This is a genomic window from Serratia sp. HNCC26DJ244, from assembly GCF_057180565.1.
Genome location: NZ_JBXUGO010000005.1, coordinates 62,252 through 75,108, shown reverse-complemented (window position 1 = coordinate 75,108; position 12,857 = coordinate 62,252). Strand labels below are relative to the sequence as shown.

The 12,857-nt window shown below is 47.6% G+C and carries 11 protein-coding genes and 1 pseudogene; 11 read left to right on the top strand and 1 reads right to left on the bottom strand.

Features of this window, described 5'->3' with window-relative positions; genetic code table 11:
* The first annotated feature begins 188 nt into the window (after nucleotides 1-188).
* The 6 genes from yihU (at nucleotide 189) to AC2A06_RS05920 (ending at nucleotide 6,325) form a co-directional block, all read left to right on the top strand.
* The gene (gene yihU, locus AC2A06_RS05945; RefSeq protein ID WP_023492829.1) at nucleotides 189-1,082 is read left to right on the top strand and encodes a sulfolactaldehyde 3-reductase; all 894 of its coding nucleotides are present in this window, start codon (nucleotides 189-191) and stop codon (nucleotides 1,080-1,082) included.
* Nucleotides 1,083-1,617: 535 nt separating this feature from the next.
* Entirely contained in the window at nucleotides 1,618-2,478 is an 861-nt protein-coding gene (locus AC2A06_RS05940) for a class II fructose-bisphosphate aldolase (protein WP_473196851.1), read from the top strand.
* 213 nt (nucleotides 2,479-2,691) lie between these two features.
* Complete coding sequence (locus AC2A06_RS05935) at nucleotides 2,692-3,312, top strand: TRAP transporter small permease (protein ID WP_473196852.1); 621 nt, start codon at nucleotides 2,692-2,694, stop codon at nucleotides 3,310-3,312.
* 13 nt (nucleotides 3,313-3,325) lie between these two features.
* Nucleotides 3,326-4,615, top strand: coding sequence for a TRAP transporter large permease (locus tag AC2A06_RS05930; protein ID WP_473196853.1), 1,290 nt, complete (start codon nucleotides 3,326-3,328; stop codon nucleotides 4,613-4,615).
* A 116-nt stretch (nucleotides 4,616-4,731) separates the two neighbouring features.
* Nucleotides 4,732-5,001, top strand: coding sequence for a PTS sugar transporter subunit IIB (locus tag AC2A06_RS05925; protein ID WP_023492867.1), 270 nt, complete (start codon nucleotides 4,732-4,734; stop codon nucleotides 4,999-5,001).
* A 73-nt stretch (nucleotides 5,002-5,074) separates the two neighbouring features.
* Nucleotides 5,075-6,325: an AGE family epimerase/isomerase gene (locus AC2A06_RS05920; protein WP_484379673.1), complete on the top strand. Its 1,251-nt coding sequence runs from the start codon at nucleotides 5,075-5,077 to the stop codon at nucleotides 6,323-6,325.
* An 86-nt stretch (nucleotides 6,326-6,411) separates the two neighbouring features.
* Here AC2A06_RS05920 and AC2A06_RS05915 read toward each other — a convergent pair.
* Nucleotides 6,412-6,763, bottom strand: a pseudogene (locus AC2A06_RS05915) (transposase domain-containing protein); the annotation flags it as partial.
* A gap of 204 nt (nucleotides 6,764-6,967) precedes the next feature.
* Here AC2A06_RS05915 and prfC point away from each other — a divergent pair.
* From prfC to deoA, 5 genes are all read left to right on the top strand, one after another.
* Nucleotides 6,968-8,557: a peptide chain release factor 3 gene (gene prfC / locus AC2A06_RS05910; RefSeq protein ID WP_484379672.1), complete on the top strand. Its 1,590-nt coding sequence runs from the start codon at nucleotides 6,968-6,970 to the stop codon at nucleotides 8,555-8,557.
* Nucleotides 8,558-8,629: 72 nt separating this feature from the next.
* On the top strand, nucleotides 8,630-9,409 hold the full coding sequence (locus AC2A06_RS05905) for a TatD family hydrolase (protein WP_484379671.1): 780 nt from the start codon (nucleotides 8,630-8,632) through the stop codon (nucleotides 9,407-9,409).
* 258 nt (nucleotides 9,410-9,667) lie between these two features.
* On the top strand, nucleotides 9,668-10,933 hold the full coding sequence (locus AC2A06_RS05900; protein ID WP_484379786.1) for a NupC/NupG family nucleoside CNT transporter: 1,266 nt from the start codon (nucleotides 9,668-9,670) through the stop codon (nucleotides 10,931-10,933).
* Nucleotides 10,934-11,312: 379 nt separating this feature from the next.
* Complete coding sequence (locus AC2A06_RS05895) at nucleotides 11,313-11,474, top strand: hypothetical protein (RefSeq protein WP_484379670.1); 162 nt, start codon at nucleotides 11,313-11,315, stop codon at nucleotides 11,472-11,474.
* A gap of 38 nt (nucleotides 11,475-11,512) precedes the next feature.
* The gene (gene deoA / locus AC2A06_RS05890; RefSeq protein WP_484379669.1) at nucleotides 11,513-12,835 is read left to right on the top strand and encodes a thymidine phosphorylase; all 1,323 of its coding nucleotides are present in this window, start codon (nucleotides 11,513-11,515) and stop codon (nucleotides 12,833-12,835) included.
* Nucleotides 12,836-12,857: the final 22 nt, after the last annotated feature.

Below are 12,857 nucleotides of genomic sequence, written 5' to 3'. Positions count from 1 at the left end.
ACTTTTTGGAGTGCGATTTCGCAAATTGATGTCTGCAGTATATTCACATCTGTAGTTTTAACTAGGACTACAATCACAAAACGACCAAAGTAAACAAAAAACAACAAAATGTGACATTGATTATGGTTGCAATGTCATTTTATGTTTATATTTGTCTCAAGTTAATCGCTAACGTGAAGGAAAGAACAATGTCTACTATTGGATTTATTGGTTTGGGTCAAATGGGTACGCCCATGGCGCTCAATTTAATCAAGGGCGGCCACTCAGTAAAAGTTTTTGACATCAACCAAGATGCAGTCCAGCAGCTAGTTGAACAAGGCGCTACAGCAGCGACATCACCTGCTAATGCGGCATTAGATTCAGAATTCGTTATCACTATGTTGCCAAACGGCACGCTGGTTAAAAATGTAATCTTAGGTGAGAACGGTGTTACCACGACACTAGACAAAAATTCGCTACTTATCGACATGTCGACCATCCACCCGCTTGAAACGGATAGCTTAATCAAACAGATGTCAGAGCTTGGTTTCTCAATGATGGAAGCTCCGGTAGGCCGTACTTCTGAGCATGCTGTACGCGGTGAGCTTCTTATCATGGCAGGTGGTACGAAAGAGCAGATAGAGCGCGCTAAGCCACTGTTCGATTGTATGGGCAATGAAACCGTTGACTGTGGCGGAGCAGGTAAAGGCATTCGCGTTAAGATCATCAACAACTACATGAGTATTGCTCTAAACGCTTTGTCTGCAGAAGCGGCAACCTTGTCTGAGGCAATTGGTCTAGATTGGGAAACATCAATGAAAGTGATGAGCGGTACACCTGCAGGTAAAGGACACTTTACAACCACGTGGCCAGGTAAGGTGCTAGCGGGCGATTTATCCCCAGTATTTATGGTAGACCTAGCGCATAAAGATTTAGGTATTGCACTGGATCTTGCTAACCAAGTTAAGGTTCCAATGCCTTGTGGCGCAGCGGCTCGAGAAATGTACAACCTAACTCGTGCGGCGGGTCGTGGTCGTCAAGACTGGACTGCTGTACTAGAACAACTTCGCGTAAGTTCAGGTCTTGAGCCAAAAGTGAAATAAAAACTGATCGTTAATTGGTTTATCTGAGGTGAAGGTTAAGCAACATTTTCTGACATTTTGGTATGGAATTTGTTGATTATTGTTCCTTCTAACTATCAATTTCTCATTGCTTTAAATGTATGGTTTTTCGTTTCTTTTGACTAAGAAGGGCCATAAATACGCAAGGTATCTTCACGGTCAAAATGAAGGGCTACGCTGTCGAAATCATCAATGTTGATAAGTGGTCGATTGCTGTTTGGCCTCTAACTCAAAAGGAGTGGGGCGTTATTTTGCGGTTGTTGATTTCGCCGACAATATCTCGTTGAAACAGTGAGTTGTATGTAGATGGCAAACGACAAGATGACAATAGATTGAGTTCTAGCAGAAATTTATGCTTATTGAGTGTTTTGTGACTCCGTGTACATTTATGGCAATGAATGTCATTAAAGTGACAGAAAGTGTTATCCATCTAACAGAAATTGACAACTTGGATTGGTAACTTCTGTCTTAGCAAAATCAAAGTCGATGAGACTAAAAAATATTACGAGGAAATAAAATGGCTTACGTATCTGGTAACACAATGATTAACGAAGCGTGGAAAAATGGTTATGCAATCGGTGCTTTCACAGCTCACAACCTAGAAACGATCAAAGCAATACTATTAGCGGCCCAAGAAGAGCAAGCGCCAATCATAATTCAAATTGGTCAAAAAGCAATTAACGAAATGGGCATGAAGCCACTTCGTACTGCGATTGACTCATTAATCGAATACCACCAAATCACTGTTCCAGTGTGTGTTCACTTAGACCACAGCCGTAAGTTTGAGCAATGCATGCAAGCTGCGACATGTAACTTCCAATCTCTTATGTTCGATGGTTCAGCGCTAGATTTCGAAGAGAACGTACGTATTACGAAAGCAGTTGTCGGCGTAGCTAACGCGCTAGGTCTAGGTGCTGAAGGTGAGATCGGTAAGATCGGTGGCACAGAAGATGACATCACAGTTGATGAAAAAGACGCGATGATCACCACAGTTGCTGAAGCTCTGGATTTCTCCGAGCGCACGGGCGTTCACTATCTTGCAGTTTCAATCGGTACTGCACACGGTCTTTACAGAACAACCCCACAACTGAAATTTGACCGTCTATCAGAAATCAAAGAAGCAGTTCAAAAACCAGTCGTTCTTCACGGTGGTTCAGGTGTGCCAGATGAGCAAGTTATCGAAGCGGTGAAACGCGGTGTAGCGAAGATCAACGTTGATACCGAACTACGCCAAGGCTTCATTGAGGGATTACAAGCTCACTGGAAAGCAAACGCAAAAGACTACGTACTTGCAGACGCAATGAATACTGGTATTGCATCAATGAAAGAAGTGGTTCGCCACAAAATCCGCCTGTTTGGTTCAAACGGCAAAGCGTAATTTAACAATAAATATAATAAAACAGGGTGCTATTTACCTCTGCACCCAATTTTTCCGAAAGGCCTATACCCAAAATACTTTGAATTGCTTGAAGGCGGCAAGCGATGGAATCCCTAGAAGCATAGCCAACTATGTGACTAGGGTCACAGAGCACAGCTAACACCCAAGCGGTTTGAAGAAACAGGAAGGGTATATAAAAATAATGGTGATTCTATGTTACGTACATTAGAAAAAGCATTGAATACGGTAACGACCCCTGTGGCAAAAGTACTGCGCGCAGTCGCTGGTATTTTGTTGCTAGTAATGACAGTGGCGGTTGTTTTCCAAGTACTCTGTCGTTACGTATTTAATGAGCCTTTAAGCTGGACAGACGAAGCTGCACGATTCTTGATGATCTACATGACTTATCTATGCCTGCCGTTCGTGTACTTGGCCGACAAAAACATCGCAATGACTTTCGTCACTGAAATTGTTGAGAAGAAGTCTCCTCGTATGTTTGCATTGTTAGGTTTAGTTGCTCATATTTCGGCGATTCTTGTTTTTTCGGTTTGGATTAAATTTGGCTGGAACTTCTTTAACACAGGTTCGGTAATGGCCGACAGCTTGCCAATTCCAATGTATGTAATCTACATCATTCCGCCAGTAATGATGGCAGTCACCATGGTCTATGCACTGCAGAAAATTATTCAATGTCTTCGTGGCATATTAGGCGACTTTACTGATGTCTCTCTAACTCAAGCAACGGTTGCACTATACGAGCCATCAGCAATTAAAGACACAAGTTCTGAAGCGGAAAAGAAAGACGAAAAAGTCGAACCTGCAGTAGCATCTTAAGAGGGCGTTAAAAATGGTTTCTCCAATTTTTATAATTTATTTCTTAGTACTGCTTATTGTCGGTGTACCAGTACTATTTACATTGGGTTTATCTCCAATGATTACGCTGTTCCAAAACGACCAAATGTTGTTTGCGAACATGCTCTACCAGCGTCTTTATTCTGGTTTAGATAGCTTCCTACTACTTGCTTTGCCATTTTTCATGCTAGCGGGTGAGTGTATGACCGCTGGTGGTATCACACCACGTATCGTCGCGTTTGCTCAAACCATGGTTCAGCATCTACGTGGTGGTTTAGGTCATGTAGTTATCCTTGCTGCAACAATATTTGGCGCACTTACCGGCTCTGCGGTAGCGGCGACGTCAGCGATCGGCGGCATGCTTATCCCGGAGATGCAAAAGTATAAATACGATACGGGTTACGCTGCAGCGCTAACGGCTGCGGCTACAGTTCTGGGCAATATCATTCCTCCATCAGGAATAATGCTAATTTACGCATTCGTAATGAATACTTCTGTAGCTGCCATGTTTTTAGCGGGTGTGGCGCCAGGCCTTATTCTCTGCATCGGTTTGATGATCGTAAATCGATTCCAAATTACAAAATATCCCGACGTACAGCCTATGGAACGTGCGCCTGCTATGGAACGCCGTCAAGCATTACGTCTTGCTATCGTACCACTAATGACACCAGTCATTATTCTTGGTGGTATCTATGGCGGTATCTTTACTCCTACGGAAGCAGCCGCGGTAGCAGTGGCATACGCAATCGTAGTATCGCTATACATCATCAAAGCAACCAACGTTAAGGCTACATACGCTATATTTGCAAAAGTTGCAGTAAACGCAGCATCGATTCTGATTATCGTAGCAGCAGCAAGTGGTTTTGCGTCACTCATCAGTCTATCTGGTGTGTCGACTATGGTTGCTAACTTTATGAATGGTATTACTGAGAACCCTTACTTACTGTTTGCAATTATCAACGTACTGCTTTTCATCATTGGTATGTTCTTAGATGCGGGTCCTGCAATCCTAATCTTTGCTCCGATTTTTGCACCAATTATGACTGCAGCGGGTATCGACCCAGTTCACTTCGGTGTGGTTATGTGTGCAAACCTTTCAATCGGTTTGGCAACACCGCCAATGGGTCTAGTATTGTTCGTAGCATCAGGTGTATCGAAAGTATCTGTATCTGAAATCTCTAAGAAAATCATTCCATTCTTAATTGTAGAAATGGCAATTATCTTCCTGATTTCATTCTTCCCATCATTGGTAATCGGTCTACCTCAACTGGCTGGCATCATGTAGTCAATTGAGTAAATGCGGCACGTAAAAGGTGCTGCTTCTAGACAGCAAATGTAGCTACACACTATTTCACTAAGCATCAAAGAGTCTTTGGTTCTTCGTTATAAGAGAGAAAGTCGATGATTAACGATAAAGGCAACTTACAGGCTAAGGCGCAAAAAATCCTTAAAGCAATGGGCGGTATTGAGAACATCGTTGCAGGCAGAATCGATAACTGCGCAACACGCCTACGTATTCAGGTTAAAGATTTAGAAATTATCAACGAAGGTTTACTGCGTCGCCAAGGTGCACTCGGGTTTATCCGTTTACCGGACAACAAGATTCAAGTGGTGTTCTTTGATGTGCACAACCTGGCTGAAGAAATTCGAACTCAAGTCGCGAACGGATAATTCAAAACAAGCAAATCGCCGCTTAAGTTAAATACCCAAATTAAATGGATATAAGAAATAATAGGAAACAAATATGAAGTGGATTAACACCAAATCTCACACCTCTTGGTTAGATACTGAAACAGATCGTATCTTTGAATTCGGCCGTCGTTCAGTTGTTCCTAACGGATTTGGTTGGGTGGGTAACAACGGTAACATTCGTGAAGAGATGGGCACTCGTCTTTGGATCACTGCACGCATGCTACACTGTTACGCACTTGCTGCACACATGGGGCGTCCAGGCGCGTATGACCTAGTAGAGCACGGGATTGCTGCTCTTGAAGGCCCACTAAAAGACCACACTCATGGTGGTTGGTACGCGACAATCGATAACTCAGGCGATGGTATCGTTGACTCATCTAAACAAGGCTATCAACACGCATTCGTACTATTAGGTGCGGCAAGTGCGGTTACAACGGGGCACCCACGTGCTCACGCTCTACTTGATGAAGCGATTACCGTGTACGAAAAACACTTCTGGGTTGAAGAGAAGCAGATGTGTTACGAGTCGTGGGATCAAACGTGGACTGAAACGGAAGATTACCGTGGTGGTAACATGGCAATGCACTCTGTGGAGGCATTCCTAATCGTTTACGATGTAACCAAAGATAAGAAGTGGCTAGATCGCGCTCTAAACATCACTGAGTTCATGATCAACAAAACAGCGAAGAGCCTAAGCTACCGTGTAAACGAACACTTTGATGCTAACTGGAATCCACTTCCAGACTACAACAAAGAAACCCCAGCAAGTCACTTCCGCGCCTACGGCGGTACACCGGGTCACTGGATTGAGTGGGGCCGTTTAATCTGTCACCTACGTGCAACGCTATTAGAAATCGGTGCAGATTGCCCAGAATGGTTGCTAGAAGATGCAATTGGTCTGTTTGATGCCACTGTACGTGATGCATGGCACGTAGATGGCGCACCGGGCTTCGTTTACTCAGTTGACTGGGACGGTAAGCCAGTTGTACGTCAGCGTATTCGTTGGGCTCCTGTTGAAGCGATTGGTACTGCTTACGCACTATACGCAGTGACAGGCGAGAAGAAATACGAAGATTGGTACCGCACATGGTGGGACTACTGCCGTACTTACCTAATCGACTACGAAGGTTGTTCATGGTGGCAAGAGCTTGATGTAAATAACCAAGCAGGTACAAGCGTAGTATGGGATGGTAAACAAGATATTTACCACTTAATGCACTGTCTAGTCATTCCTCGCTTGCCACTAACTCCGGGCCTAGCGCCTGCGCTTGCTTCTGGTCTACTAGACGTAAACCTTAAGTAATCATGGTTAGTTAAAAAATGCCTCGTGCAGTTCTAATGTATGTTGGAGCTGCACGTTTTTATTATATTCATAAGCTTTATACCCAATCAGTCGACATTCCACGGTAACAGTGCTTCTATCTTGTCCACCGTATCCGCTTCACCAATGCGTTCCAGCACATGTTGGATATAGGCCGCAGGTTCCAGCTTGTTGGCTTTCGCTGTTTCTATCAGTGAATAGCAGCAGGCACTGGTTCGGGCCCCTTGCGAACTGTCGGCAAACAACCACGCTTTTCTGCCCACCGCAAAAGGCCGTATCGCATTCTCCGCCAACGCATTGCTCATATTCACAATAGCCGTATTCACAATAGCCGACCAGCGATGTCCAGTGATTCAACGTGTACTCCATCGCCTGGCGTGTCAGCGAACCTTTCATCAGTGAGCCAACATTCTGCTCCAGTCAAGTCTTGAATAGATTGAGTACTGGCGCACGCTGAGACTAAATGGTAACCGATTAGACAACCATTGATTGTTTATAAAGTCATGATCAGCGAAAATAGCCGCCAATTACGATTAACACGACGGATTTGACAAGCGAAGAACTGAAAAGAGAGTACTTCCAAAAGTGTGTACAAATCCGTGTACAAACTAAAAGAATTTATATATGGCAAACCAAGATTTTCTTAATGAAATCAACAAAAGAAGAACCTTCGCCATCATTTCGCACCCTGATGCCGGTAAAACCACCATTACTGAAAAAGTACTGTTATTCGGGCAGGCTATCCAGACCGCCGGTACGGTAAAAGGCCGTGGTTCCAATCAGCATGCCAAATCAGACTGGATGGAGATGGAAAAGCAGCGTGGTATTTCGATTACCACCTCGGTGATGCAGTTTCCTTACCAGGATTGCCTGGTTAACCTGCTGGATACCCCAGGGCACGAAGACTTCTCCGAAGATACTTACCGCACGCTGACCGCCGTGGACTGCTGCCTGATGGTGATCGACTCGGCAAAAGGGGTGGAAGACCGGACGCGTAAACTGATGGAAGTAACCCGTCTGCGTGATACGCCGATCCTCACCTTTATGAACAAACTGGACCGTGATATTCGTGATCCGATGGAAGTGATGGATGAAGTGGAGCGCGAGTTGAAAATCGCTTGCTCACCCATTACTTGGCCCATCGGCTGCGGTAAGTTGTTTAAAGGGGTTTATCATCTGTATAAAGATGAAACTTATCTCTATCAGAGTGGTAAAGGCCATACCATTCAGGAAGTGCGCATTGTTAAAGGGTTGAATAACCCGGATCTGGATGCCGCGGTGGGTGAAGACCTGGCCGCCCAGTTGCGTGACGAACTGGAACTGGTACAAGGGGCGTCCCACGAGTTTGATCAGCAAGCCTTCCTGGCAGGTGAACTGACCCCAGTATTTTTTGGTACTGCGCTGGGTAACTTTGGTGTTGACCATATGCTTGATGGGCTGGTGTCTTGGGCGCCCGCACCGATGCCACGTAAAACTGACACCCGTGAAGTGGTCGCCGCAGAAGAAAAATTCACCGGTTTTGTGTTCAAAATCCAGGCTAATATGGACCCTAAACACCGTGACCGTGTGGCATTTATGCGCGTGGTATCAGGCCGTTATGAGAAGGGGATGAAACTACGCCAGGTACGTATTGGCAAAGACGTGGTGATCTCTGATGCTCTGACGTTTATGGCTGGTGACCGCTCCCACGTTGAAGAAGCCTACCCTGGCGATATTATTGGCCTGCATAACCACGGTACCATTCAGATTGGCGACACCTTTACCCAGGGTGAAGATATGAAGTTCACCGGCATTCCGAACTTTGCCCCTGAACTGTTCCGCCGTATCCGTTTGCGTGACCCACTGAAGCAGAAACAACTGCTGAAAGGGTTGGTGCAACTCTCGGAAGAGGGGGCAGTACAGGTGTTCCGCCCCATTGCCAACAACGATTTGATCGTGGGGGCGGTTGGGGTGTTGCAGTTTGATGTGGTAGTTGCCCGCCTGAAAAGCGAATACAACGTGGAAGCGCTGTATGAGTCGGTGAACGTCTCCACGGCCCGTTGGGTGGAGTGTGATGACGTGAAGAAATTTGAAGAGTTCAAGCGCAAGAGTGAGCTGAACCTAGCGTTGGATGGCGGTGAAAATCTAGCCTATATTGCCCCCACCATGGTAAACCTCAACCTAACGCAGGAGCGTTATCCTGAAGTGCTGTTCCGCAAAACGCGGGAACACTAAGTCGTTCTCAGTGCCCGTCGCCATAGATTAAAGGCGGCGGGGTAACGATCTTACTCTAATAGAGGGTGTGCTGTGAGCTACATTTTTACAGATACCCATTGTCACTTTGACTTTCCCCCTTTTAGTGGTGATGAACCCGCCAGCCTACTTCGGGCTGCTCAAGCGGGCGTGCGGCAGATTATTGTGCCAGCGGTCACCGCTGAAAATTTTGCCCGTGTTCTGCAGTTAGCCGCTGACCATACCCCGTTATTTGCTGCATTGGGCCTACACCCGTTGTATATCGCCGAGCATCAGGATCAACAGCTGGAGCAACTGGCGGGTTTACTGGCCACCAAGCCCGCCAAATTGGTGGCGGTGGGGGAGGCGGGTTTGGATCTGTTTATGGCCAACCCACAGTTTATGCGGCAACAAGCGTTGCTCAAGGCGCAACTTAAGTTAGCTAAACAGTACGATCTGCCGATGATTTTGCATTCCCGCCGTAGCCATGATCAACTGGCAGCGGTCCTACGCCGGTGCGATGTTCCCCGTGGTGGGGTGGTGCATGGTTTTGCTGGTAGTTTGGCGCAGGCCGAGGCGTTTGTTGGCTTGGGTTATTACATCGGTGTTGGGGGCACCATCAGCTACCCGCGCGCGCAGAAAACCCGTAGCGTGGTGGCTCAGTTGCCACTGAGTTGTCTACTGCTGGAAACGGACGCGCCAGATATGCCATTAGCTGGTTACCAAGGGCAAGCAAACCGGCCAGAGCGGGTGCTGGAGGTGTTTCAGGCTCTTTGCCAACTTCGGCCAGAACCGCCAGATGAAATTGCTGAACATCTCCAGCAGAACGCCTGTTCCCTGTTTGCATTGAATTAACGGCGCTTCTTGCGATTGAGGTTGACTCATATGGCAGTCAATCCCCAGCAGGCGACATGTTTACCACTGAAAACGTGCTATCCATCACATTATGTGGCATTGGTTTACCTCAAGTTGTATATGTTTGTGACATAAATCGAGTCTTGCGGTGGTTGGCCCAGTATAATTGCGCAGGTTATCACCCTTAGGCTATTCGTTATATTGAACGGTACTGAGGGTTTCTTTTTCGCAACAGGGGTATTTTCCATGCAACTCATCATGAGCCTGGTCGGTATGATGGTACTGATCGCCATTGCTGTGCTGCTTTCCAGCAACAGACGCGCCATCAATCTGCGTACTGTGCTCGGTGCTTTTATTATTCAAGTCGCTATTGGGGCGCTGGTTCTTTATGTCCCGGTGGGGCAGCAAATTCTTGGCGGTATGTCGTCAGGGGTGGCCAATGTCATCGCCTACGGTAATCAAGGGGTCAATTTTATCTTTGGCGGCCTGGTTTCCGACAAAATGTTTGAAGTCTTTGGTGGTGGCGGTTTTGTCTTTGCATTACGTGTGCTGCCAGTGATTGTGTTTTTCTCTTCGCTGATTGCGGTGCTCTATTATCTGGGGATTATGCAGTTGGTGATTAAGGTCCTCGGTGGTGGTTTGCAGAAATTGCTGGGCACTTCGCGTACTGAATCATTGTCAGCCACTGCCAATATCTTTGTGGGTCAGACCGAAGCCCCATTGGTGGTGCGCCCCTATATTGCCACCATGACCCAGTCTGAGCTGTTTGCCGTGATGTGCGGTGGTTTGGCTTCGGTAGCGGGTTCGGTATTGGCGGGATACGCCCAAATGGGGGTACCGCTGGAGTATCTGATTGCGGCTTCGTTTATGGCAGCACCGGGTGGATTACTGTTTGCCAAGTTGATGGTGCCGGAAACGGAAAAAACCCGTGATCAAGATGATGCCATGAAGTTGATCGCTGCTGAGGATCGCCCAGCCAACGTGATTGATGCCGCCGCTTCAGGGGCTGCATCCGGTATGCAACTGGCGCTCAATGTTGGGGCGATGTTGTTGGCCTTTGTTGCGTTGATCGCATTACTCAACGGTATCTTGGGGGGCGTTGGTGGTTGGTTTAACTATCCACAGCTCTCGTTGGAGTTGATCCTGGGTTGGATTTTCTCCCCACTGGCTTACCTGATTGGTGTGCCGTGGCATGAAGCGATGACGGCGGGTTCATTTATTGGCCAAAAAATAGTGGTTAATGAATTCGTGGCCTTTATGAACTTTGGTGCTTACCTGCGTCCAGATGACGTGGTGGCAGCAGCAGGGTTACAGGTATTGTCACCCCATACCAAGGCGATTATCTCGTTTGCCTTGTGTGGTTTTGCCAACCTCTCTTCCGTTGCCATTCTGCTCGGTGGTCTGGGTAGCATGGCCCCTAACCGCCGCCATGATATTGCCCGTTTCGGCTTGAAAGCCGTGGCAGCGGGGACGCTTTCCAACCTGATGAGTGCCACTATTGCCGGGTTTTTCTTGGCTTTGTAACGACGAACAGCAAGGCGTCAGGTTATCGATAAGGGCAGGCCTGCGGGTCTGCCCTTATGTTTCAGAAGGTCTGGGTGTTTAATGATGATATCTGATGCGACCTAGTTACAACGTGAATTCCCAGAGCGGATAACATCATTTTGCGTGATAAAAGTCACAAAAATTTATGTTATATTGCAATTCGTTTTACTGTGTTGTGATGTTAATCACTAATGACCTGGCGTTATCATGTTCAAATAGTAAGACAGGCTATTCAATATTGAAGGGCTACACGCGGTGAGAAGGATCTCAGTTGCCGCCGTGGGACACTCATCTCATGCGCTATCTTCAAGGAACCAAGTCCGCTCGCCAACACCAAAGTGATAAGTTGGAGAGTTTTATGACTGAATTAACCACCTCGGTGCTATCTGCGCTGAATTTACTCGCATTCAACCAAGATGACACCAACAGCAACGTGTTGGCCTGTTGTCGCCAAATGGGCAGCCAGGCAGGTTATCCTGCAGCAATCGGCATTTCCCCGTGTTTCCCTCGGTCAGCTTGAATAGCCCTGAATAAATGCCTTTTTAATAGGAGGATGCCTTGTTCCTGGCACAAGAAATAATCCGTAAAAAACGTGATGGTCAGCCACTGAGCGAAGCGGAGATCCGCTTTTTCATTAACGGGATCCGTGACAATGTGGTTTCCGAAGGGCAGATTGCCGCACTGGCAATGACTATCTACTTTCACGATATGACCATGGCAGAGCGTGTGGCGCTAACCATGGCAATGCGTGATTCCGGCACCGTGCTGGACTGGCAAGATTTATCCCTCAATGGCCCGGTTATAGATAAGCACTCCACTGGTGGGGTGGGGGATGTGACCTCATTGATGCTTGGCCCAATGGTGGCCGCCTGTGGCGGTTATGTACCGATGATCTCTGGCCGTGGTCTGGGGCACACCGGTGGTACACTGGATAAACTGGAATCCATCCCGGGTTTTAATATTTTCCCTGATGACCCGCAGTTCCGCAAAATCATCAAGCAAGTGGGGGTGGCGATTATCGGCCAGACCAGTTCGTTGGCTCCGGCGGACAAACGTTTCTATGCCACCCGCGATATCACTGCCACCGTTGACTCAATTCCACTGATTACTGCCTCTATTCTGGCGAAAAAACTGGCGGAAGGGCTCGACGCTTTGGTGATGGATGTTAAGGTGGGTTCCGGGGCCTTTATGCCAACCTATCAACTTTCAGCAGATTTGGCGCAGGCGATTGTTGCCGTGGCCAATGGTGCTGGTTGCAAAACCAGCGCATTGTTGACGGATATGAGCCAGGTGTTGGCCTCCAGTGCCGGTAATGCCTTGGAAGTGCGGGAAGCGGTGCGTTTCCTGACTGGGGAATACCGTAATCCACGTTTGTTGGACGTTACCATGGCGCTGTGCGTGGAAATGCTGCTTTCCGGTGGCCTGGCGCGCGATGAGGCAGATGCCCGGGATAAATTGCAGACGGTGTTGGACAATGGTCAGGCTGCGGAACGCTTTGGCCGTATGGTGGCCGCGCAGCAAGGGCCGGTCGATTTTGTTGAGCGCTACCAACACTACCTGCCGGAGGCGACACTCAGTAAGCCGGTTTATGCTGAACAGCCAGGAATCATTACCGCTATGGATACCCGGGCGTTAGGTATGGCGGTGGTTGCTCTGGGGGGCGGTCGCACTCGCGCTGCTGACAGTATTGACTATAGTGTTGGCTTGACGGATATGGTTCGCTTAGGAATGTGTGTGGATAACCAGCAGCCGTTAGCGGTGATCCACGCTAACGATGAACAGAGCTGGCAACAGGCCGCAGATGCGCTACGTAATGCGATTGTTTTGGGTGATCAAGCCCCAGCGGTAACACCGGTGGTGTACCAGCGCATCGCTCAATAATTTATGTCAGTTGCAGCCAATA